This window comes from Parafannyhessea sp. LCP19S3_B1 (assembly GCF_052121955.1).
Taxonomy (GTDB): domain Bacteria; phylum Actinomycetota; class Coriobacteriia; order Coriobacteriales; family Atopobiaceae; genus Parafannyhessea.
Window position 1 is genome coordinate 61,776 of sequence record NZ_JBQKDH010000012.1, and the last position, 22,060, is coordinate 83,835.

The following is a 22,060-nucleotide window of genomic DNA, read 5'->3' on the forward strand; positions in this document are numbered from 1 at the left end:
GCGCATCCGGTCCCCGCGCGGCCAACCCCCGCGCCGCCGGCCGGCGCCGGCCTACTTGCCGTGCCCCTCGATCACCATGTTCTCGAAGCGATGCGACATGAACTGGTTCGAGAAGTTCTTGTCCACCCACGCCTCGAACTGGTTCTTCGGCGGAATGCCCTGGTCCCGCTCCGCGCGCCTCGTGAAGCATGCCAGCGTCATGAACACGTCCAGCGACAGGTACGCCGCAAGTATCAGCACGAAGATTACCTGGCGGCGCGTGGTGGGCTCGCCAATGAGCCCCAGAAGCCACGGCGTGATCACGTTTGCCCAGACAAGCCCCAGCGCGCCCCAGAAGAACAGGAACGGCCACGCCACCCACTTCGTGATGCAGCCGGGAACGGTCGTGTAGTCCCACGACACCGCGCCCATGAACGTCTCCATGCCCCAGCCGGTCAGCTGCTCAAGCAGGCCGCCCACGACCATGGACACCAAAAAGATCATCCACCACTTCGCCTTCTTGCGGCGCAGCTTGAGCGATATCAGCGTCAGCAGCACGGCGCCCACGCCGTAGAGCGGCGAGAAGGGCCCCCATACCAGGCCGTAGCGCCCCTCCGTGAGCCCAAGCGTCGCGAACATCCACAGCTGCTCGAGCAAGAGCCCGCCCACGGAGCCGACGACGAACAGGATGACCACCTGGTACCAGCCAATGCGCATGTGGTCCACGCGGTCGTCGCGCACGACCCGCTCGCGCTGCGCAAGCAGGTGCAGCTGGGCCCTGGACAGCTTCAGCGGCTTGCCTATGAGCTCGCGGTAGCCCTTCAGGCGGTAGTAGTAGTCCAGCTCCCGCGCCGCGTCGCGAACCTCCCGGGGCAGCTCGCGGTCCTCCGCCGCGCGCTGGATGGGCTTGCCGCGGCCAAGCCAGGCCACAAACCACCTGACCGCGAACACGATTCCCCTCACCACGAGGGCGAGCGCCAGGAGGCTCACGAGTGACCAGAACATGCTTGCGTCTCCTATCTTCCTGCCGCGGCCGCGCCCCGCCGGGCGCCGGCGCGATCCAGGCTAGCGAATCTCCACCGTCCGGCGGAAGCCCACCAGCGCAAGGACGATCCCCGCCAGCGCCAGCACGCCCAGCACCGCCCACACGTGCCCCAGGTACGCGGCGGTCGCCGTGTACTCGGGCAGGTTGTGGCTCACGCCAAGCACGCCGGGGTTCAGCGGGAAGTTGGTTATGTAGTCCTGCAGGCGCGCTATGAGCTTGTCGAAGAACGGTATGGGGAGCCCGCCCGCGGGAGAAGAGCTCACCTCGCCGTTCACCTGCCCCGTCACCTGCAGCGACACCTGCCGCATGATCTTCTTGACCGAGGTCTCCGCCTTCCACGACAGCGCGTCGATGTCGAAGATCGTGCCCAGGCCGGAAAGGCCCCATCGCACGATGGTCGTCTCGCGCAGCGGTCGCACCGCATCGGGCAGGCCAAACAGCGTCTCGGACATGATGAGCTCGTATATCAGGATGAACGGCGCCACGGTCAGGGCCTGCTGCGACGTGCGCACGATGGCCGAGACCCCCAGCCCCAGCATCTGCGCCGCAAACGTGATCAGGAAGAGCGTGACCAGGTACTCCGGCATCGCGGGCGCAAGCAGCGCCTTCGTCTGCGCGGGAAACTCGATTATCGACGTCGTCATCCAATACAGGACGCCCGTTTGGAGAAGTGCGTGCACGGCCTGCCACACCACGTTCGCGAACACGAAGCTGAACGAGTTGAGGCCCGAGAACTTGTCGCGCTCAAGCACGTCGCGTGCGTCGCAGATGCACAGGATGGAGTCGAACAGGCCCATCCACAGGCAGCAGCACACCACTATGAAGAAGCCCACCTTCGCGTTCTCGTAGTAGTCGAACATGCGGTAGCGTATGACCCACGCCGCAAGCGAGCTGATGATGAGGGCGGACGCGCCCATCATCAGCTCGGACCTCTTGTTGAACGACTCCCTGGCAAGCATGGCGACCTGCCCAAAGAAGCTCAGGCTCATCAGCAGATGCCTCCCAGCTCGTCCGGATGGTCCCGACGCCACTCCTCGAAGCGCCTGATGAACGGGTACGGGTCCTTGTCCATGAGGGTGTATATCTCGCGCGTGGAACGGGTGTCGAAGTACTCGAACAGCTTGTCCGGCGTGCCATAGAAGCAGACCTTGCCGTGCGCGAGGAAGCAGATCTTGTCGAACAGCTGGATGTTCTCGTAGTCGTGGTTGATCACGAGCGCCGTCATGCGCCGGTTGTGGACCAGGCTGTGCAGCACCGCAACCAGGTTGCCGGAGTCCCCGGGGTCCAGGCCGGACGTCGGCTCGTCCAGCACGAGGCCGTCCGGGAACGAGAGGAGCTCGCACGCCACGGACACGCGGCGCTTCTCGCCGCCCGAGCACTTGCGTATGAGGGTGCGGCGCACCTTCTGCAGGCCAAGCTCGCGCACGACGCGGTCCACCCGCTCGCGCGCCTTCTGCCGGGGAAGGTGCTTCACGGCGCGCGCGTAGAAGTCCAGCTGCTGGGCCACGGTCAGGTTCTCGTGCACGAGGTTGCGCTGCGGCACGAAGCCCAGGCGGCCGCCAAACACCACGCGGCCGCACGTGGGCTTGAGCGTGCCCAGGATGATGCTGCCCAGCGTGGACTTGCCGCCGCCGGAGCTGCCCACGATGGCCACGAGCTCGCCGCCCTTGATGGTGAGGGTGATGTCGTCCAGCACAACCTTGCGCCCGAAGCTGCGGCTCACGTGGTCGAGCACGATGTTGCCGCCGCGCACGGAGCCGGCGTCCTCCGACTCCGAGCCCTCGGCGAGCGCGCGCTCGCACTCCGCCATCTCCTCGCGGGCGTCCTCGCGGCCAAGCTCCAGCGCGCGGGCGAAGAGCTTCCGGGCAAGGTCGTAGTCCTGCTCCACGAACATGCCCGTGCCGTAGTACAGCGCAAGCTGGAACGCGGCGTCCGCGTTGCCGTTCTCTATCGCGAGGCTGAACCACGCCAGGCCGCGGTCCACGTCCTGGTCCAGATACTTGCCGATGAGGTAGTAATAGCCAAGGTCCCACATGGCCGTGGTGTTGCCCGCCTGGGCGGCGCGCTCCCACCACTCGCGCATGAGGTCGTAGCTCTGCGGCACGCCGTTTCCCGCCTGGTAGCGGTTGCCCAGGGAGCGCATCGCCGCGCGGTCCCCCGCCGCGGCGCGTGCCTTGAGCTGGGCGATCTCTCCCTCCTCAAGCTCGGTGTCGTCCTCGTCGCGTCCCGGCGCGGAAAGCGCGTCGTGGTAGCTCGGCCTTCCGGCACTGCCGGCCGCCACCGCGTCTGCCGCCACTGCGTCTGCCACCGGAGCGTCGCCTGCCGGCTCGTCAGCCGCTGCAGAGGCCTCGGCGTCAGACGGCCGATAGACGTCGCCTGGCTCCTCGTCGCCGCGCTCGCCCTCGGAGGGCGCGTCTTCCCCCGCGTCGGTTTCGGCCGGCTGCGGCGCGTCCTTCTCGCCCTGGGCGAGAAGGACCTCGTCCCCCGGTTGGGCCTCCACCGTGACCTTTGGCTCGTCCGTGGCCGTGGCGTCCGCCGTCGCACCCGCCGCGTCCGATGCCGCGCGGGCCTTCGGGAGCGCGACCGTCACGTCGCCGGGCTCCGCGGGGTCGTCCGCCTCACGGGGCTTTGCCAGCGTGGAGTAGTCTATGTACACGCGCAGCCTCTTGCCGCGCTTGCCCGCCTTGCCGACCTTGCCCGCCTTGCCGGACCCGTCGCGTCCCGCAGCGCCGCCCTTCGCGCCCTCGGGGCATGCCGCCGCGGCGGCGTCGGCCTCAGGCGTCGCGTCCCCGCCCGGGCGCGCGTGCTTCTCGCCCTTGGCGGCCTTGCCCTTCTTGTCCTTCTTCTTGTGCTTCTTCCGCTTTCGCTCCGGCTCTGGCTTGCCCCAGTAGACCTCGGCGTCGCTCTCAAGCTTCTTCTTGCCCATGGCCCACCGCTAGCTCGTGATGATCGACACGATGTCGCTTGCGCCCTTGAGCAGCGTCAGCTCGTCGTGGAGGCTCTCGTACGTGTCGTTCGTGCCGGAAAGTATGCTCAGCAGCCGGTCACGCGTGCGGTTCAGGCTCGACATGTGGGCGTCGCCCGCGGCGCGCACCTGCTTTTCGCAGTCCTTCGTGATCTTCTGCGCCGTGTCCACCTTCTTGAGCAGCTTCGACAGGTCCTTCGCCGATCCTATGCCCGACCCGTCCGCAGGCACCACCTTCTGGAGCCCGTCGCACACGGGCATCAGGGCGTCGTCGCAGGAGCGCTTGCCCACGGCGGCCAGCGTGCGACCCATACGCACGTCGTCGCCAACCACGGGAAGCCGCGCGGGTATGCCCCACACCCACAGCTGGGTTTGTTCCTGGATCTTGTCCATCGCGGCGGTCAGGCTCTTGGACGCCTTGATGGCGGCCGGGTAGTCCGCCTTGCGCGCGGCGGCCGTCAGGGCGTCGTAGCTCTGGTTCACGTCCATCATGCCGTCCTGTATGGCAAGGTAGCTGCGACCGAGCGCAAACAGGTACGCAACCAGCAGCGCAAGCACCACCAGCAGGATCGCCTGCTTGCGCCGGCGGCGCGTCTGGTCCGCGGCGGGGCGGGGCTCCTGCGGCGGAATCTCGTCGCGCCCCAGGCCCAACTTGGTGAGGTGCTTGGCCATGCTCGCCTCCACGTGACAGATGACTGTGCGGGGCGCCGCGTGCCGGCACCCGCTCGTTAGGCTATCTTATCACCCGCGCCGGACGCGGCGCGCTGCGGGGCGCGGCGGCGCCACGGCAGGCCCTATAGCATGAAGCGGGGTGTGCGGCCCTCGCGCGTGGCGCAGGCGATCTCCTCCAGGGCCGCGGCCACGCTGTCCTCGTCGCAGCGGCCAATGTGGTAGCGGGCCGCCGCGGCCGCGGCAGGCGTCGCGTTCGCCACGGCCACGGAGTTCTTGAGCGCGCCCATCAGGGCCAGGTCGTTCTCCGCGTCGCCAAAGAACACCACCTCGTCCTGGCGGATCCCCATCGCGTCAAGCAGCATCGGCAGCGCCGTGCCCTTGTTCAGGCCGCGCGGCACCACGTCGCACCACGCGTCCACGGGCTGCACTATATCGAACTCGGGACACGCCTCCATGCCGCCGGTCTTGATCTTCTCCAGCACGTCCTGACCCAGCGGGCACGCGATGGTCGCCGCGATCAGCTCGTCCTGCGGCACAAAGTCTGCCAGCGTGCACGTAAACTTGAAGCGCTCCGCGTACGGCGCCGCGTCCGCCTCCGTGGTCGCGACGCACCACGCCGGGTTCGTCGCGTCGTTCGCCAGCGGGTACGCCGTCACGAAGCAGTGGTCGAAGCCGCGCACGTAGTCGCTCAGGCGCTGCAGCGCGGCGTTGTCTATCAGGCTCTTGCGGCGCAGCTCGCCGTCCACGTAGATCTTCTTGCCGTTCGAGAGTATGCCCGTCTGGAACGCGGAGTCGTCGCCGCCAAAGAAGCGCATCAGCTCCTGCGTGTCGCGGCCGGTCGCGGGGCCAAACTCCACGCCGGCGGAGCGCAGCTCGCGAATGGCGTCCATCGCGCGCGGGCTCACGCGCTCCGCGCCAAACGGGATGAGGGTGTTGTCCATGTCCGTCAGGACCAGCTTGATCATGCCTTGCCTTTCGCTTGGGTTGCGACGACCGCGCGGGCGCCGGGCGAGAAGTGCCGCCGCCCAAGAAGATAGCATCGCCCGGGGCGCAAACATCAACACTTCCGAAAGTTTTCGCTTTGCCATGGATGCCGGCACATAAATGGCTACCCTGTTGTGTGCAGGATTTCGCGTCATGCGACGGCGTGCGACGCTGCCGCCATGACACCAAGCGCCGGGAGGTTCCACATGCTGATGCCGCAGGAGAGCGCGCGCAGGCTCTTCTTCCCGCAGGCGTACGCGGGCGGCGAGGGGGCGCAGTGGTCGCGCCTCCCGTACTGGTGGCAGGACGTAGAGCTTTCCGGCTGCGGGCTGTGCTCCGCGACCATGTGCATCGACCTGCTCACGAACCGGAACCTCACGCCCCGCGACGTACTCGCGCGCTACCGCGAGGACGGCATGGACGGCGCGGGCGCAAGCAAGGTGGGCGGACGCAACATGAGCGTGCTCCTGAACGAGTACAACGCGCGCGCGTTTGGCATACGGTCCTTCCCCATCGAGCGCAGCGTGGGCGCGTTCAGGCAGGCGCTCGCGCAGGGCGACGTCATCTGGGCGTCGAGCTCCGACCGCCAGGGCACGCACCCGTGGCACTACGCCGACGGCTCCATGCAGCCGCTGGACCCGTGCGGCATCCAGCACCCGCACGGCCACATCGTGTGCGTCTGGGCGTACGAGGACGGCGCGTTCTTGGTGAAGGACCCCCTTGGCCCCAGCCAACTCTGCAACAACGTGCGCTACACGGACGACCAGATGGAGCGCTGGCTCGCAGGAAACGACCACCAGCAGTACCGCGTCTCCGCGGTGCGCTAGCCTCCGCGGCGCGCGAGCGTCCGCGCCTAAAGGTCGCGCTTCGTCAGGATCTCCTGCGGAATGAGCCCGCACGACTCCACCACGGCGCGCGCGTAGTCCGCCTCCTCGGCGCTCATCCCCTCGCACACCAGCGACATGTCCGGCACGTCTATGTTCGCCTGGCCGGTCGACTCGTTGTCCGTCGGGTCCGGGAAGCGCTCCATCGCGCGCCGTACCATGAGCCCATACGCGGGCGAGAAGGACGAGAACTTGTACTTCTCGCCCAGCTCGGCGCGCAGCTTCATCATGAGGTCCACTCCCGCGCGGTCGATGTCGCCCCAGTACAGCACCTCCACGGAGTCCGCGCCCAGCGTGTCCAGCAGAAGCGACAGCCGGTTGTGCTCCAGCACGGGCGTGCCGCCGCCCAGCACCACGGCATGCACGCGCTCGCCCAGGATCTGCGTGCGGCCGTCCTCGTACATGAGGTCGTGCACGTCCAGGTAGGGGTCCAGGTTCTCCGTCACCAGCACGCGCATGTGCTTGCGGCGGCGCGGCGCGTGGTACACCAGGTCCGGCTTCGGCATGGGCCTGTGGCGCACCACGTCCTCCATGCCCATGGCGCGCAGCAGGCGAAATCCGTCGCTGCCGTACTCGAAGAACTTCTCGTCCCCGCCCATCTGGTACGCCAGCTGGCGCCGCGTGATGTCGCCGGGCAGCATGCCGTCCGTCAGCACGTCGTTTATGGCCGTGAGCTCGCGCTCGTACATCGTGAAGGCTCCGGGGTGGCTCAGCAGCCAGCCGTTCATCCAGAAGCGCGGGTCAAGCGCCACGATCCTCTGGCGCGCCTGTGCGTCGGACTCGTTGCCGCGGCGCACGTACGGTACCTTCTTCAGGTCGCGCCGCGACGCCTCGCGACGGCGTGCGCCGCCGCGCCGGGCGGCCCTGCCGGAACGCGCGCCGTCCGCGGGCTCGGGGGAAGGCGCGGCATCGGCCTCGCCTTCGGCCTCGGGCTGGACGGACGCGTCCTTCTCGCCCGCGGCGGCATCTGCCTGCGCGGCTATCGGGGAGGCAGGCTCGGCGCCTGCGTCCGGCGCATCTGGCGCGGGCGCGTCCGCGGCGCAGGCGGCCTCCCCCGCGTCGCCTTCCGCCTCGCCTTCCGCGGGCCCGTCCGAAGGCGCGGCATCGGGCGCCCCGTCCTCGCGCGATCCGCTTGCGTCGCCCGCCGCCCCGGGCGCGGGGTCGTCCGCCTGCGCGGCCAAAGCGCCCGCGTCATCCGACGAGGCGTCCGACACCTCCGCGCCGGACTCGCCGGCATCCGTCTCCGCGGGCGCAGGGACGCACACGTCATACGCGCCGTCCTCGTCCGCGCATGGCACCAGCACGCCGGCGCGCATCATCTTCTTCAGGGCGTTTGCGCTCACCTTGTACTTGCCCAGGATGCGCTCCACGTCCTTCGCCGTGGCCCTCCCGTCGGGAAGCCGAACGAGCGCGCTCGCGATACCGGGGGCATAGCCCCTGTCCGCAGGCCCAAGCTCCTGCACCAGAACGCCACGCAGCGCCTCCGCGTCGTCCCGTTCCTGCCCCGTCATCTTTCGAGCCATTGCCTCGTCCTTTCGATGCGCCAGGCGCGCGGCCGATGCACCTTGGCACCCTTCGCCCCGCGCGGTCACGCACCATTTTCTCCCAAAGCACACATCCGTGCACGGCGCGGCCGTGCGCATGCCGCCCAAGCAGCGACGTCCTTGCGCGCGGCGCCGCCACGGCGGTGCTTCGTCATCAAAAAGCATGCGACGCAACCGTCGGGACGGCGAATTAATGTCCACTGCGGTCGCTATACCTCTAATAGTGACATTCGTGCTTGCACGTTTCCAGACGAACGGAGGAAATCATGGGCTCTAACACGGAAAACGACCACACCTCTGGCAGCCGGGACGCCAAGCCAACGACCAGCGCGGGCCACGTCTTCGAGGTGGGCTACGTGCCGCACGCGCGCGACGCCGCGCAGGTAGACGCAGCGCAGGCATGCTCCGCTGCCGCCCAGGCAGGTGCATCGTCCGGCGACGCGCGAGAAGACCCGAAGGCTTCCGCCGGCGCCCCGCCCTTCCCCGGCAGGGATGCGCCCGCGGCAGCGTCCACGGGGAGAGAGCCACTCCCCGAGGAAGAGCGGAAGCGCCGTCGCCGCACCAGGATCATCGCAGCCGTCGCCGTGGCCGTGGTCGCCCTGCTTGGGGGCGGGTACGCCGTCGCGTCGCACAACCAGCAGGTCGCTCACGAGGAAGCCGTCGCGCGCAAGGAGGCCGCAAAGAAAAGGCGCCAAGAGGAGCAGGCGAAGGCGATACGCGTGCACGACGAGTACGTCTCGAACCTCAACAAGGTGTACGGGTACATGATGGGCGGTGCCGTGACCTCGGAGACCGCGTGCAACCTCACCTCGGGTGTTTGGCATGACGCCATCTTCGGCGGGTGGGACGACGAGACGAGCCCCTACCAGGCAAACGACTTCAACGACGCGCTCAAGAAGCTGTACGAGAGCGAGAAGTACCAGGGGTACGTGAGCAGCATCGAGGACAGCAACGACAAGATCGACGACATCATGCGCGAACTCACCGACCCGCCGAGCGACTGCGAGAGCGCCTACGACACGCTGCAGGACCTCTACCCCGAGTACCAGTCGTTTGCCAGCCTCGCGACCGACCCTTCCGGGAGCTACACGACCTACACCCAGAAGTTCGAGGAGGCCGACTCGACCGTAAGCTCGAAGATCCAGCTCCTGAGCACTCAGATACCGGACGCCATCAAGTCCGACGACAGCTCCAGCAGCTAGGTCGGCCCACGTGCGCGGGAGCGGCGACCGACATCGCGACAAAGCCTAGAAGTGGCCGTTCCCGTTGTTGAAGGCGTCGTCCGCAGAGATCGGCTGAATCACGTCCCAGTGCTCCGCGAGCATCCCGTCCTCCACGCGATAGATGTCGCACACCTTCGCCGCGCCGCCGTTTGCGCGAAAGTCGCAGCGGAAGAACACGAAGACCCTGTCGCCGTCCTGTGCCACGGACATGATGGTCATGTGCGGGTCGAGTCGGAAGAAGCCCTCGGCAAACGCACGGAACCCCTCTCGTCCATCGGCGACCTCGGGGCTGTGCTGCCTGTAGTCCTCGCGCATGTAGCGCCCGAGGTCGCTCAGGTCGTGCCCGTTGAACACCTTGTCGTAAAACTCGAGCACAAGCTCCTTGTTGGTCATGGCCCATCCTCCATTCGATCGCGTCGGAGGCCGACAACGTCATGTGCGGGCAGCGCCCCGCCTATCGCCCGTCCGTGCCGCCGTCCTCCTCGCCCGCCTCGTCCTTCTCGGCGTCGCCGCCGGCGTCGGCCTCGGCCTTCGCGGACTTTCTCGTCCTCACCGCATCGGGATCGACGCCCGCAGCCTCAAGAATGTGGCGAACGTTCTTCTTTCCGTTCTTTATCCCCTCGTAGAGAACGGCCGAGAAGAGCCCGCCCAGCACCATGAGCGCGACGCCGAGCACGAGCACCCACATCGCCGCGCTCTGCCAGACGTAAGCGTACACCATGAGCGCCCCCACCGCCACGACCGAGTACCCTATGCGCTTGTACACCTCGAGCCTCATGATCGCCTGCGTCTGCCTGTCCGCCTCCTGTATGAGGGCGTGACGCTTCTCATCGCTCATCGGGGGCGCGGCATAGGTTGGCTCAGGCGCGTCCGCCGACGAGGAGGGACGCTGCGTCTTCTTACCGCTCTTGCTCATATATCCTCCCTGAAGACACCGGATATGGGAAGCATAGCCCACACCCGCTTTGTCCGCCCGCGAGGGGCTTCGCCGATCTTTCGCACCACATGACAAGGCCGGCCTCCCGCAACCATGCGAGAGGCCGGCCGCCTGTGGGGGATTTCGCTCTAGGCCGCACGCTCCATCCCAAGTCGCGCGTCCCCAGGACGGCAGGTCCTGGTTTCTAGTACTTCAGCTTCGGGTCGAAGAAGCCCACGAGCACGCCCACGAACGCGATGCCAACGAGGATGAGCATGACGACGGTCGGGCTGATCTTCTTCTTGGTCATGAGCCACCAGCACAGCCACACGAAGAAGAAGTTCAGTGCCTTCGGGAAGATGCCGTCGAGCGTGTCCTGCAGGACGAACGCGCTGTCCTTCGTGAACGTGACCTGGAGCGCGGTCGTGATGTTGATCCACGTCGCCGCGACGGCGCCGATGACCATGGTGCCGACCATGACGATGGAGCTGCGAAGCGCCGCGGACTGCGGGCCGACGAGCGCCTCGACGGCGGCGCCGCCCATGGTGTAGCCCTGGTTGTACGCGTACTTCATGCCGAAGTACATCGCGACGTTCCAGGCGACGATGTAGAACAGGGGTCCGAGCACGGAGCCGCCGGTGGAGAGGCCGAGGGCGATGCCAAGGAGGATGGGGATGAAGGTGCCGACGATGATGGAGTCGCCGAGGCCGGCGAGCGGGCCCATAAGGCCGGCGCGGATGCCGTTGATGGTCTCGTCGTCCAGCGGCTCGCCGTTGGCGCGGGCCTCCTCGAGGCCGGCGGTCAGGCCGACGACCAGCGTGCCGATCTGCGGCTCGGTGTTGAAGAACGTGGTGTAGGTCCTGAGGGACTTCACCTTGTCCTCTTCGTTGTCGTACAGCTCGTCGACCACGGGAAGCATTGCGGCGAGGTAGCCGAACGTCTGCATGTGCTCCTGCGAGAAGCAGGTAAGGTTGCCGTATGCCCAGTTGCGGAAGCTCTTCTTGAGCGTCGCTTGGGAAATCTTCTTCTTCTCAGCCATTAGATGTCCTCATCTTCCTCGTCGTCATCGGCAGCGGCAGCAGCGGAGCCCCCAGCGATTGCGGGCTTGGCGGTCTTGACCTGCTGAATCTCGTAGTTGATAAGAGCGAAGAACACCGCGATCAGCGCGGACGCGATCAGGTTGCACTTCATGACGGCAGCGAGCGTGAAGCCGAAGCCGAAGACGACCCAGTCGAGCGGCTTGTTGATGACCTGCTTGCACAGGATCGCGACACCGACGGCGGGAAGGAGCGAGCCGACGGTGAACAGCGTCTTCATCGCGATGCCGTCCATGGGCAGGAACTCCTTCATGGCCTGGACCATGGGGGCGCCGGCGAGGCAGATCACGAACGTCGGGAGGAACGAGAACAGGATGTGACCGATCCAGGGCAGGACGAAGTCGACCATCGGGATGGTCTTCTTGATCTTCTCCCAGTTACCGGACTCCATGGCCTTCCAGCCGATGCCCTGCCAGACCAGGTTGATGGTCGCGGTGCCATAGAAGAGGACGGTTCCGAGGGTGCCGACTGCGGCGCCGAGCGAAGCGGCGAGGCCTGCGGCGGCGGCGGAGTTGGGGTCGAGGCCCTGCGCCTGGATGGCGAGGATGGACAGCGGGATGCCGATGTAGGTGACGGCACGGACGTCCGCGGAGACCGTTCCGCCCGGGGTCACGAGCGCGATGTAGACGAGCTGGATCGCCGCACCGACGATGATGCCCAGCTGGACGTTGCCGAGGATGATGCCGACGACGAGGCCGCCGACGAGGGGGCGTCCGAGGGTGTAGTTACCGATCGTGGTGCCGCCCATGCCGGGAAGCGATGCCAGGCAAGCGAAGATGCCCAGCAAAGCGGCTTGGAACACGTTAATGGTCATGCGTGTCACTCTGCCCTTCGTGTCTAGGATGAACCCTTACTTAAGGTCGAACTGATCGCGGAACTTAGGCCACTCGCCGATGGACTTCTCCTTGATCAGCGCGAACTCCACGGTGTAACCAGCCTTCGTGATATCCTCCAGGGCCTGTGCCTCCTCCTGGGTGATGGACTGGTTGTTGCCCAGCTTGACGGCGCCGGGACGGTCGTTGCACGGCCCGATGATGACGCGCTTGACGTCGGAGGGCACGAACTTGTTGTCGACGAGGATCTTCTTCATGTCGATGGGGTTCTTGGTGATGAGGAAGTACTTGGAGTCAGAATCGAGAACCTTCTGGGCCTTGGCGAGGAAGTGCTCCATCGTCCAGACGAAGATCTTCTTCTCGGGTGCGGCGCCCTTGTAGGCGGCCTTCAGCACCGGGTTGGTCGCGGCTGCATCGTTGACGGCGATGATGCCGTCGCACGGATACTCCAGGGACCACCTGGTTACCGTCTGGCCATGGATCATACGGTCATCTACACGCACGAACGAAATCATACCTACTCTCCCCTTTCAAAACTTGCGTACAGTTCCCCCACAGGCCCCCGCAAGGGGGTCTGGTCGTGCCACTTTGGTAAGCGCAATCAGACGGTCAGGCCGTCAGCATGTCTGGCGAGAAGGACCTGCGACTATGGCAGGGGCACTTCTCCCCTAGGAAGTGGAAATTGGATTGAATGGCTAGAGGTCGTCCTCGTCGTCGTCCTCCACGGCGACCTTGAACTCCTGCAGGGCAGCCACGCCCTCGCTCACGACGTCGGCGGCAAGGGAGTCGTCGTCGGCCTCGGGGCTGAGCGCCGCCGTGAGGACGGCAGGCAGGTTCACGCCGCCGAAGATGCGGGTCCTGGGCAGGAGCCCCGCCTCGGTGATGGTGTTGATGGCATTGGTGAGGGGCGACCCACCAATGATGTCGCCGAACAGGAACACGGAGTCGCCGTCGCCGATGACCGAGATGGTCTGCTTCAGCTCTGCGACGTACTCGTCCGCACCTTCACCATCCTTGAGGGAGCAGCTGAGCACTTCTTCACGATCGCCAGCGAGCATCTTGAGGACGGAGTGGAGTCCCTGTGCAAACGTACCATGGCTGACGAGAACAAGATACCTCATTGCTATCCCTCTCAACTGGGGCGATGTGCCCTCATGGCACGTTGGTCCGCCCGCTCGACACATTCGATTATCACGGTCGACCCGTTTTGTGTAATACTGTTTTTGCCATAGTTTTGTAATTTTTGGTTCATTCTCAAAATTGCACTAGACGGATAAAATATGAATATTTATGACAACGTTTCTGGTAACGTTTTCGATCCCACCCCGGACAGCCAGCAGCCCGTGGCCCAGATCGCACCCTTCCTGTGCCAGCTCTTCTATGGCTCTCACGGAATTCCGATTGCCGGCTGGTACGGAGAGGAGCGCATCTGCTGCGTCGGCCTCCCCAGTGACGTGATGCCCGACGCTCACGTCCTGCCGATCGCGCGGGCACAGTCCAGGCCGTACACGACGTACTCCACCCCGGACGATGCGATGTACGGCTACGTGCACGACATACCGCTGGGAATCGAGTTCATCATCGGCCCGACGTTTCCCCTGGGTCGAAGCGGTCTCGTGCTCGACCACTTCATGAACTTGTCGGACATCCCCACCAGCCGCCGCGAGGAGGTGGCGCCCATCCTGGCCAGGATTCCGCGCTACACGTACCAGCGCTTCTGCGCGCTTTGCGGCTTCCTGTACCTCCAGGCAAACGCGACGGTACCCGGGGCGGAGGCACTCGTGGGTGCAACCGACTACGAAGCCATAAACGAGGTGCACCGCATGGCGTCGCAGCAGCGCGACAGCTTCAGCATCGAGCAGAGCATGCTCATCCGCAACGACATCACGCGCCTCGTGCGCGAGGGCGCCGTGGACGAGATCTGGACGGGCCTCGGCAGCCAGTCGTACCTCGACAACCTCGTGAACGAGCTCTCAACCACCATGGGCAGCGGCAACCTGCGCATGGCGAAGGACGAGTTCATCATCGACGCGACGGAGACGTTCCTCCATGGCGCCATACCCGGCGGGATCGGCCTGAAGCTCGGCCTGCAGATGCTGTCCGCCTACGTCGCCAAGTGCGAGGACGCGCAGTCCGAGGCAGAGGTAGCCACCCTCCTGAACGCGATGCTCATGGACGTCGCGACCGTGGTGAACGACGTGCGCACGCCCACGGGCATCGGCCCCGAGGTGCGCGAATGCATCAAGATGATCGCGGACGACCTGGCAAACGTCCCCACGATAGAGCAGATGTGCCACAGGATCGGCTGCAGCACGTCCTACCTCACGAAGCACTTCAAGAGGGAGACCGGCCTCACCATCAACCAGTACGTGCGCTACCGGCGCATGGACGAGGCAAAGCGCCTGCTGCGCTACACCAAGTACTCGCTGAGCGAGATAAGCGACCTTCTGGGGTTCTCGAGCCAGCCCTACTTCGCGACCACGTTCAAGAACGAGACCGGCATCACGCCAAAGCAGTACCGGATCGCCGTAAGCAACCCGGACTACGAGGAGGACATCTAGCTAGAACAGGAGCATCCAGAGCGAGAAGAGCGCGCACACCGCGGTGACGCCCGCCCAGAACATGAGGCGGCGCCTGCAGTCCTCGCGCGCCATCACGAGGGCCTCTGGCGTGACGTACGGCTCGGCATGGCCACACTTGCGGCACTTGGCCAGCTGGTCGTAGCCCACGTTGCCGATGGCGCCGGTGATGTCCCAGAAACCGGGCTTCGCGGCCGCGGGGTCCGCGCCCTTCTCGCACAGGTGGACGTTCTTACTGCCGCACTCCGGACACACGCGCTCCGTGGGCCGCGCCGCGCACACCTTGCGGTATCCCACGAGCGAGAGCACCGCCAGCGCGGCAGACGCAACGAACCCCAGCAGGACGCCCCACACGAGCTGCGCGGACAGCACGACGAGCGTGACGATGGCGGCAATCACGATGAGGATGACGGGGAGCATGCGGCCTCCTGGGTAGTGTTGGCGATGCCGCCTATTATAGGCGACGCGCCGTGGACCATGGCATCTGTGGAGCGTCCGTGCCCATTCGTGCGGAAATATCTCTCGTATTGAATTGCGCTCGATTTAATTGTACGCTACTAATGCCGCGCGGCGCATGGCCGCCGCAACGATCAGATCGAATTGGAGAGACGCATGAAGGCAGCAGTGAGGTACTTCTCGCGCACGGGCAACACGAAGGCGGTCGCGGAGCGGATCGCAAAGACGATGGGAACCCAGGCGGTGTCGGTCGACAACGCAGACGCGGCGCTTGCGGAGCCGGTGGACGTCCTGTTTGTGGGCGGCGCGCTGTACGCATACGGCATCGACTCCCACCTCAGGGAGTACATCGCGTCGCTTGACGCCGCAAACGTGGGCAAGGCAGTCGTGTTCTCGACCTCGTGGGTGTCCAAGCACGCCATCGAGCTCATAAAGAGGGCACTGGGCGAGAAGGGCATCGACGTGGACCAGAGGACCCTCTACTTCCGTGGCCACCCCGGCGACGAGCAGCTGCAGATGGCGGACGCGTTCTCGCGGCAGTTTCTGTAGCGGAAGCGGTTTGGCAATAAGCGACCTGGAACGAGGCGTGCAGTGAGACTTGCATGGAAGGAACTGACATACAACTGGAAGAAGTACCTGCTGGTAGAGGTCATCGTGATCCTAATGATGTTCATGGTGCTCTTCCTGTCGGGGCTCGTGAGCGGCCTGGGAAGGGCGGTGTCCTCCGGCATAGAGACCATGGACGCCAGCGCCTTCGTGCTGGGCAAGGACTCCGAGAAGCTCATCACCGTGTCGAGCCTTACGGACGCCCAGCACAAGAAGCTGCAGGACGAGTACGGAAGCCGGCAGACGCCGCTTGACATCCAGCGCGCCTACCTGCAGAAGGCGTCCGGCGAAAAGAAGATCGACGTCACGTACTTCGGCATCGACCCCACGGGGTTCCTCGCGCCAAAGACGTACGCGGGCAGGGGCCTCTCCGCGGGCAAGGGCGAGGTCATTCTCGACGACGCCTTCCAGGAGAAGGGCATCAGCCTGGGCGACACCGTCAAGGACTCGTCCTCGGGCGTGAGGCTCAAGGTCGTCGGGTTCACGAAGGATAGGATGTATGGGCACGTCTCCGTGGCGTACGTCTCGGTGGACACGTTCGACGCCATGGGCGAGAAGGGCAACCCCATGTACCAGAAGGCCGTGCACGCCGTCGCGATAAGCGGCGGGCTCGCGGCCCACGTAAAGGGAACCGAAAGCTACACCAAGGCGCAGATCGTGGAGGCGCTCCCCGGCTACAAGGCCGAGCAGATGACCATCACCATGGTCGAATGGCTGCTCGTGGCCATAACCGCCGTGATCATCGGCGTGTTCTTCTTCGTGATCAACATGCAGAAGGAGCAGGAGTTTGGCGTGATGAAGGCCATCGGCACCAGCACCGCCAAGATATCTGGCACCATCGTGAGCCAGGTGTTCCTGATCGCAGCGCTCGGCGCGGCCATCGCCTGCGGCCTCGCCACCGCCATGAGCGCGGCGCTGCCGGCCTCCATGCCGTTCTACCTGGTGCCCGTCCAAGTGGCCGCGGTGCTGGCGGCGTTCGTGGCGATTTCGATCCTAAGCAGCCTGGCGTCCGTCGTCCGCGTGGCGCGAATCGACCCGGCCAAGGTCATCGGGGGTGATTTCCAGTGAGCGAGACGATACTGGGCATGAGCGGCATCGTGAAGACGTATGCCGACGGAGAAGAGCGGCGCTGCGTGCTGGACCACGTTGACCTGAGCGTGGGCGCGGGCGAGCTCGTGGCCATAGTGGGGCCTTCGGGCAGCGGCAAGTCCACCCTGCTCAACATCGCGGGCATGATGCTCTCCCCGGACGAGGGCGACGTCGCCATCTGCGGGCGCGCCGTTTCGCACCTGCCGCAGCGCGCGTGGACGAAGCTGCGCCGCGAGCAGATCGGCTTCATCTTCCAGAACCACCAGCTGCTGCCCTACCTTACGGCCGAGGAGCAGCTCACCGTGATACTGGGTGCCGACCGCGACGCCACGCATCAGCTGTTCGAGGAGCTGGGTATCGCAAACGCGATCCACAAGCACCCCGCACAGCTCTCCGGCGGAGAGAGGCAGCGCGTCGCCATCGCACGTGCCTTCGCCACCGACGCACGACTGATTCTGGCAGACGAGCCCACGGCCTCCCTCGACTCCGGAAGGGGCAGGCAGGTGGTGCAGATGATCCGCCAGGAGACGCACCAGCGCAACAAGGCCGCCGTCATGGTGACGCACGACCAGCGCGTGCTCGACCTGGTGGATAGGGTCTTCCGGATGGAGGACGGAAAGCTGACCGCAGCCTAGGAGAACGGCAACGGCGCGGGAGCGAAGGTCTCTGCGTACGGCAAGCTACAACTGATACGGCAATCGCCTCTGGTGGGCCCCAGTACGGGGCCCGCCTTTCTCGTATGCGCGCGGGGTAATGTCAGCCACAGCCGGAGCCATCTACAGTTCGCGACGGGCGAACGCGCGACGTGCCACCACAAGCGCCAGCAGGTACGCACCAACGCTCCCCGCAAGCCACGCTAGTACAAACAGCGCCGTGGCAAATGGGCTGGGCATGACAGGGCCACCGCTCGCATCCATCATGGCAACGCCGGAACCCGCAAGCCCCACCAGCGCGATAACCACCATAAGCGCAGGCACAAACCCTATCACACGGCCATGGCGCGCACCCATGGCGAAGTAGACTGCCATCTGGAAGCCCGTTACCACAAGCATGACCATCGCATCAAGGCACACGCCCACCACAAGGTCCGAGCTAAGGCGCCACGTGCCAAACGCCTGTGGCGCAAGGCGCGTGAGGGCCGTAACCGCCACGCCTACGAGTGCGCCAGCAAGAGTGGCCGCCGGCACCAGTACCGCAACCAGCAGAAAGCGCGAACCCACCAGTTGCGCCCGCGTTGCGGGCAGGCACAGCCGAGCCTCTTGCCAACCGCTGGCCTCATCCGCGTAGAAGAGCCCCGTCATACCGCTTACGGCCAGAATTCCCGGCGCCATGCACGCGAACATGTTCACGAGCATGGTGGCATCAAGGTTACGAACACCGTCTGAAGATCCCAGGACCACCGGTACCGACACAATCAGCATTACCAGCAGCATAGATTTGAGGCTGGCACGAAGGTTTGACCTCATGTAGCACCAGTCGCAGTACAGATACGCCTTGCTCATCACAGGCTCCTTCCCAGGACGACCAGCCGCATCACGTCCTCTATCGCAGCACGGTCGCACACCATGTCGGGATACGCGCGCACGAACGCAGCACGGTCGGGCACCAGCACCTCGCTCGTACCGGCAAGTCCGTCTTCGCGCACGCGCAGTTCCCCACGCGGCACAATTCCCTCGTCCAGCACGCGCTCCAGTTGGGCGGGCAGCAGCCGCGCTACGCCCATCATCTCGGTAAGCTCGTCCTTCTCGGCCGAAAGGACAACCTGCCCCTCGTCCACAATCACGATGTAATCTGCCAGGCGATCCAAATCGCCCGTAATGTGAGACGACACCAACACGGAGCAATCCGGATGCGCGGCCATGTGCTCGCGCAGCATCTGCAGCAGCTCGTCGCGAACGATGGGGTCAAGGCCAGCCGTGGGCTCGTCCAGTACCAGCAGGTCCGCGCCCGTGGCAAGACATGCCGCAAGCTGCAGTTTCATGCCCTGCCCGCGCGAGAGGTCGCTCACGCGCAACCCCGCCGAGACCGGTCGGTGCGCGCCCTCGGGCTGATGCATGATGCCCATACGGTCGAGAAGGGCCTCGAACGCAGCGTGGTCGAACGTCGGGTACGAAAGCGCGTACACGGTCGCGACCTCGCCAATCGTAAGGTAGCCGGGATACGGGCATACGGACGAGACCGTGGCCGTGCGCATGCGCGCCCGAGCGTGCGCCTCCTGCCCGGCTGCGGTGACGTCTTGTCCAAACAGCGCAACAGAGCCCTTGTCAGGCCTCGCCGTGCCAAGTGCCAGGCGCATAAGCGTCGTCTTGCCGGCACCGTTTCTTCCCACGAGCCCAACGACCGAGCCGCAGGGAACCGAGAGACAGACGTCCCGCACGGCAAAGTCGCCAAGGCTTTTTGCAACGTGGCGCAGCTCCAACGCGGTGGGTTCGCCGGAAGGTTCCATGGTGCGATACGGACGCCCCATGGTCGCCTCGCACTCCTTCGTTACCGCGCTCATCGTTCCTCCTCCAGCTCGAGGTCGAGCATCTCGTGCAGCTCTTCCTTCCCGATGCCTGCCAGACGTGCGTCCTCCACGGCCTTCGCAAGCGACGCCTCGACCTGCCGCAGGCGCTCCTCGCGCAGCAGCTCAAGGTTGTCCCCCGCCACGTAACTCCCCTTGCCGGGCACGGTACAGATGAACCCCTGGGCTTCAAGGTCCGCATACGCACGCTTTGTGGTGATTGCGCTTATACGCAGCTCCGCCGCCAGTGCGCGGATTGACGGCAGCTGTTGGCCGGCCACAAGCTCACCAGACATGATGAGTGAGCGAACTTGCGACGCCACCTGCTCGTAGATCGGCTTGTCCGAAGAGTTCGATATGACAATCTGCACGCGCGCCTCCCCTCTTTCACGAAAACTTCCGCCCAAGCTCCCACGCGGCACCACAGGGTCGCAAACACTGCTCTGGCGGGTATACTGTATATATCGTATATATACGCTATTGTCAATAGGGAAGCCATGACCGTAGCACGTCGCACCCAACGAGCGCCACGCTCTTGTAGCCCCGGAGCATCAGATAGATCGGTTCTTTCGTTTGCATAGCATGTAAATTGATACCGCTGCTGTACAAGCAAGCGAGCTACGCGCCAGGACGCCTTCCGAGCGAGGCGAGAAACGCCACCTCGGGCACAAGCACCATGACCGCCGCGCTGCCTCCGTTCAGGTTGCCTCCCATGCCAAGCGCCACGAGGGGAACCGCGAGCGTCACGAACAGCACCGCCAGCGACGTTCGCGCACGGCCGTCGAGTCGCACGTTGGGGCCGAGGAGCGTGCGCGCGGTCATGAGCGGGAGCGACACCATGACCACTACGCCGCACGCGCACGCAATCGCCCGGGCGATGGGACCCATTGCTTCGCATACCTGGAACGCCACGCCCAGTACCACAGCCGCTACCAGCACGCGAAGCGCCAGTCCAACAAGCGCCTCCATTGGGTCCGGACCTTTAGGGCTCATGCTTCCTCCTCACGCAAACGTCCCGGGGCAGGCATGACCGGCCCCACCCGAAGCCGCTAGAGCTCCACGGTCGCCGCGGGCTTTCCGGACATGGAGCAGAAGCGCGCCGTCGCGTTCTTGAAGTACAGCACGATGGTGTTGTCGTCGTTCTCGTCATACATCTTGCGGAGCGCCGGGTATGCGTCCAGCATGTGACGCTTTGCCTCTACGCGGTCGTCCGGCACAAGCTCGCCCGAGACGCGCCACCAGTCCCCACCGCTCACACCGCAGATCTCCGCCTTGGGGTTGGCGAGAAGCTGCCGGTAGACGTCCTTCTTCTTTCCGGTCTGGATGTACAGCCTACCCTCGAAGAGGTCGACCGTGCCGAACGGGCGAACGCGCGGCTGGCCGCCGTCGTCCGTTGCAAGGAAGTACGTGGGGGACTCGCTCTTGAAGAACTTGAACACATCGTTGATGTCTGCCATGGTGGGCTCCAATCCTCGGGACGTCAGTACTTCTCCTCTTACCCCAAAAGACCGCGCGTCGTTTCCCCAGAGGGCATGCCAGCCTCACGAGCGGCCGATATGGGCCGTCAACGTGCCACAGCCTGCTCGTAGTATGAAAAAATTGCGTATCTACCTGCGAAAACGCAGTGCCAAAAATACCAAAAATGCCAAAAGTTACAAAAGAAATCAAGGGAACCGGGCACCTAGACAGAGGAACGAACGCCAACTTATCCACCGATGGCCGCATCACGAGTAACGATACAATCTTGCGCATGGACACACTTACCGCATGGGGCTCGAACGCCCTGCTAGCATATCTTGCCGCGATCAACGTCGTCACCTTTGCGCTCTTCTGCCTGGACAAGGCGAGAGCGGTCAGGGGCGCCTGGCGCATACCCGAGAAGGTTTTGCTTGGCTGCTCGGCCATAGGCGGCGCGGCGGGAGGTCTTCTGGGTATGAGGGTTGCGCACCACAAGACCCGTAAGCCCCTGTTCTATCTGGGAGTTCCTGCCATGCTCGTTGTTCAGGCCGCGCTCCTGGCTTGGTTGATGCAGGAATCTGCTACATCCGCGGCATTCTTCGCAACTACACTGTAGCCACGCTTGGGCTTGGAGGTTGGAGGTCGCATGGTCCGGCTCATGGTTTGCTCTGACATACACGCAAGGATCGGCCACTTTCAGGACGCGGTGGTGGCCGCACGGGCCGATGGCCCCGTGGATGCCATCCTGATTGCGGGCGACCTTCAGATGCCGATGGCGGCCATCGACGAACTGAACCTGCCCGAACCCATCCACCTTGTCCATGGCAACAACGATGCCGCGCTCAAACCCACGCATCCGGCGGACGAGCTTGTGATTGACGTTGCCGCGGACGGCATCGCAAACGTGCAGGCACGTGCCTATCACGAGGGGGCTTCGGCACGCGGTGACGGCATTGAGCATCGCATCATGATGACGCACGGGCACACGTACCGCGCGCCTCGCCTGGTGCGGCTGCGGCAACGCGCGGCGGCGCTTGACGCGGACGTCGTGATCTATGGGCACTCGCACCGCTGGCAGGTGGATGCGGGAGGACCCTCGGAGGCTCTTGTGGTGAACCCCGGCACGCTGATGCCGAAGCCGGGCTCCGGGCGCTGCACGTTCATGACGATGGAGATTGACGGGCCGGACGTGCGCGTCGAAAGGCACGAGCTGTAGCCTTTCCGCCG

General features: G+C 65.2%; 26 protein-coding genes. 8 read left to right on the forward strand and 18 right to left on the reverse strand.

Annotated features, from left to right (window positions below; translation table 11 throughout):
* Positions 1-51: 51 nt before the first annotated feature.
* The 5 genes from ACTQWE_RS07880 to ACTQWE_RS07900 all read right to left on the reverse strand — a co-directional run bounded on the left by ACTQWE_RS07880 (position 52) and on the right by ACTQWE_RS07900 (position 5,626).
* Positions 52-984 (reverse strand): putative ABC transporter permease, encoded by a 933-nt coding sequence (locus ACTQWE_RS07880; protein WP_170103206.1) that lies wholly within the window; start codon positions 982-984, stop codon positions 52-54.
* Positions 985-1,044: 60 nt separating this feature from the next.
* On the reverse strand, positions 1,045-2,013 hold the full coding sequence (locus ACTQWE_RS07885; protein WP_441856845.1) for an ABC transporter permease: 969 nt from the start codon (positions 2,011-2,013) through the stop codon (positions 1,045-1,047).
* Positions 2,013-3,950: an ATP-binding cassette domain-containing protein gene (locus tag ACTQWE_RS07890; protein WP_441921535.1), complete on the reverse strand. Its 1,938-nt coding sequence runs from the start codon at positions 3,948-3,950 to the stop codon at positions 2,013-2,015. The genes ACTQWE_RS07885 and ACTQWE_RS07890 overlap by 1 nt, the downstream gene beginning before the upstream one ends.
* A 9-nt stretch (positions 3,951-3,959) precedes the next feature.
* Entirely contained in the window at positions 3,960-4,661 is a 702-nt protein-coding gene (locus ACTQWE_RS07895) for a hypothetical protein (RefSeq protein ID WP_441856843.1), read from the reverse strand.
* A 122-nt stretch (positions 4,662-4,783) separates the two neighbouring features.
* A complete protein-coding gene (locus ACTQWE_RS07900) occupies positions 4,784-5,626 on the reverse strand; it encodes an HAD family hydrolase (protein WP_441856842.1) in 843 nt (280 codons plus the stop codon).
* A 225-nt stretch (positions 5,627-5,851) separates the two neighbouring features.
* Between ACTQWE_RS07900 and ACTQWE_RS07905 the strand changes: the two genes are divergently transcribed.
* A complete protein-coding gene (locus tag ACTQWE_RS07905) occupies positions 5,852-6,472 on the forward strand; it encodes a hypothetical protein (protein ID WP_441856841.1) in 621 nt (206 codons plus the stop codon).
* A gap of 26 nt (positions 6,473-6,498) precedes the next feature.
* Here ACTQWE_RS07905 and ACTQWE_RS07910 read toward each other — a convergent pair whose 3' ends face one another.
* Positions 6,499-8,052 (reverse strand): Wadjet anti-phage system protein JetD domain-containing protein, encoded by a 1,554-nt coding sequence (locus ACTQWE_RS07910; protein ID WP_441921537.1) that lies wholly within the window; start codon positions 8,050-8,052, stop codon positions 6,499-6,501.
* A 287-nt stretch (positions 8,053-8,339) separates the two neighbouring features.
* On the opposite strand from ACTQWE_RS07910, the gene ACTQWE_RS07915 reads away from it, so the two are divergent.
* Entirely contained in the window at positions 8,340-9,275 is a 936-nt protein-coding gene (locus ACTQWE_RS07915; RefSeq protein ID WP_441856949.1) for a hypothetical protein, read from the forward strand.
* 45 nt (positions 9,276-9,320) lie between these two features.
* On the opposite strand, the gene ACTQWE_RS07920 is transcribed toward ACTQWE_RS07915, so the two are convergent.
* From ACTQWE_RS07920 to ACTQWE_RS07945, 6 genes are all read right to left on the reverse strand, one after another.
* The gene (locus ACTQWE_RS07920; RefSeq protein WP_441856948.1) at positions 9,321-9,689 is read right to left on the reverse strand and encodes a nuclear transport factor 2 family protein; all 369 of its coding nucleotides are present in this window, start codon (positions 9,687-9,689) and stop codon (positions 9,321-9,323) included.
* 61 nt (positions 9,690-9,750) lie between these two features.
* On the reverse strand, positions 9,751-10,212 hold the full coding sequence (locus ACTQWE_RS07925; protein WP_441856947.1) for a hypothetical protein: 462 nt from the start codon (positions 10,210-10,212) through the stop codon (positions 9,751-9,753).
* A 205-nt stretch (positions 10,213-10,417) separates the two neighbouring features.
* Positions 10,418-11,251 (reverse strand): PTS system mannose/fructose/sorbose family transporter subunit IID, encoded by an 834-nt coding sequence (locus tag ACTQWE_RS07930; RefSeq protein WP_441921539.1) that lies wholly within the window; start codon positions 11,249-11,251, stop codon positions 10,418-10,420.
* The gene (locus tag ACTQWE_RS07935) at positions 11,251-12,123 is read right to left on the reverse strand and encodes a PTS mannose/fructose/sorbose/N-acetylgalactosamine transporter subunit IIC (protein ID WP_441921541.1); all 873 of its coding nucleotides are present in this window, start codon (positions 12,121-12,123) and stop codon (positions 11,251-11,253) included. The genes ACTQWE_RS07930 and ACTQWE_RS07935 overlap by 1 nt, the downstream gene beginning before the upstream one ends.
* Positions 12,124-12,159: 36 nt before the next feature.
* Positions 12,160-12,657: a PTS system mannose/fructose/N-acetylgalactosamine-transporter subunit IIB gene (locus ACTQWE_RS07940; protein WP_090845891.1), complete on the reverse strand. Its 498-nt coding sequence runs from the start codon at positions 12,655-12,657 to the stop codon at positions 12,160-12,162.
* A 180-nt stretch (positions 12,658-12,837) separates the two neighbouring features.
* Complete coding sequence (locus ACTQWE_RS07945) at positions 12,838-13,263, reverse strand: PTS sugar transporter subunit IIA (protein WP_320786253.1); 426 nt, start codon at positions 13,261-13,263, stop codon at positions 12,838-12,840.
* A 159-nt stretch (positions 13,264-13,422) separates the two neighbouring features.
* On the opposite strand from ACTQWE_RS07945, the gene ACTQWE_RS07950 reads away from it, so the two are divergent.
* Positions 13,423-14,703, forward strand: coding sequence for a helix-turn-helix transcriptional regulator (locus tag ACTQWE_RS07950; RefSeq protein WP_441921543.1), 1,281 nt, complete (start codon positions 13,423-13,425; stop codon positions 14,701-14,703).
* Here the strand turns inward: ACTQWE_RS07950 and ACTQWE_RS07955 are convergent, their stop codons facing one another.
* Entirely contained in the window at positions 14,704-15,141 is a 438-nt protein-coding gene (locus ACTQWE_RS07955; protein WP_441921545.1) for a hypothetical protein, read from the reverse strand. It lies immediately after the preceding gene.
* Between the two features lie 192 nt (positions 15,142-15,333).
* Between ACTQWE_RS07955 and ACTQWE_RS07960 the strand changes: the two genes are divergently transcribed.
* The 3 genes from ACTQWE_RS07960 to ACTQWE_RS07970 are packed head-to-tail and all read left to right on the forward strand — an operon-like array spanning position 15,334 to position 17,507.
* On the forward strand, positions 15,334-15,726 hold the full coding sequence (locus tag ACTQWE_RS07960; RefSeq protein WP_441921547.1) for a flavodoxin family protein: 393 nt from the start codon (positions 15,334-15,336) through the stop codon (positions 15,724-15,726).
* A gap of 42 nt (positions 15,727-15,768) precedes the next feature.
* A complete protein-coding gene (locus tag ACTQWE_RS07965) occupies positions 15,769-16,851 on the forward strand; it encodes an FtsX-like permease family protein (RefSeq protein WP_441921549.1) in 1,083 nt (360 codons plus the stop codon).
* A complete protein-coding gene (locus tag ACTQWE_RS07970) occupies positions 16,848-17,507 on the forward strand; it encodes an ABC transporter ATP-binding protein (protein ID WP_441921551.1) in 660 nt (219 codons plus the stop codon). The genes ACTQWE_RS07965 and ACTQWE_RS07970 overlap by 4 nt, the downstream gene beginning before the upstream one ends.
* Before the next feature lie 141 nt (positions 17,508-17,648).
* On the opposite strand, the gene ACTQWE_RS07975 is transcribed toward ACTQWE_RS07970, so the two are convergent.
* The 5 genes from ACTQWE_RS07975 to ACTQWE_RS07995 all read right to left on the reverse strand — a co-directional run bounded on the left by ACTQWE_RS07975 (position 17,649) and on the right by ACTQWE_RS07995 (position 20,832).
* Positions 17,649-18,374 (reverse strand): ABC-2 transporter permease, encoded by a 726-nt coding sequence (locus ACTQWE_RS07975; protein ID WP_441921553.1) that lies wholly within the window; start codon positions 18,372-18,374, stop codon positions 17,649-17,651.
* Positions 18,374-19,372 carry an ABC transporter ATP-binding protein gene (locus ACTQWE_RS07980; RefSeq protein WP_441921555.1) on the reverse strand — a complete coding sequence of 333 codons (999 nt, stop codon included), beginning with the start codon at positions 19,370-19,372 and terminating at the stop codon, positions 18,374-18,376. Before ACTQWE_RS07980 ends, ACTQWE_RS07975 begins: the two co-directional genes overlap by 1 nt.
* Positions 19,369-19,746, reverse strand: a complete 378-nt coding sequence (locus tag ACTQWE_RS07985) for a GntR family transcriptional regulator (RefSeq protein WP_173455528.1) — start codon at positions 19,744-19,746, stop codon at positions 19,369-19,371. The genes ACTQWE_RS07980 and ACTQWE_RS07985 overlap by 4 nt, the downstream gene beginning before the upstream one ends.
* A 247-nt stretch (positions 19,747-19,993) precedes the next feature.
* On the reverse strand, positions 19,994-20,368 hold the full coding sequence (locus tag ACTQWE_RS07990; protein WP_441921558.1) for a hypothetical protein: 375 nt from the start codon (positions 20,366-20,368) through the stop codon (positions 19,994-19,996).
* Between the two features lie 56 nt (positions 20,369-20,424).
* The gene (locus ACTQWE_RS07995; protein ID WP_441921560.1) at positions 20,425-20,832 is read right to left on the reverse strand and encodes a pyridoxamine 5'-phosphate oxidase family protein; all 408 of its coding nucleotides are present in this window, start codon (positions 20,830-20,832) and stop codon (positions 20,425-20,427) included.
* A gap of 293 nt (positions 20,833-21,125) precedes the next feature.
* Here ACTQWE_RS07995 and ACTQWE_RS08000 point away from each other — a divergent pair, with 293 nt between their 5' ends.
* A complete protein-coding gene (locus tag ACTQWE_RS08000) occupies positions 21,126-21,449 on the forward strand; it encodes a DUF1294 domain-containing protein (RefSeq protein WP_441921562.1) in 324 nt (107 codons plus the stop codon).
* 30 nt (positions 21,450-21,479) lie between these two features.
* Positions 21,480-22,049: a metallophosphoesterase family protein gene (locus tag ACTQWE_RS08005; RefSeq protein ID WP_441921564.1), complete on the forward strand. Its 570-nt coding sequence runs from the start codon at positions 21,480-21,482 to the stop codon at positions 22,047-22,049.
* Positions 22,050-22,060 lie beyond the last annotated feature (11 nt).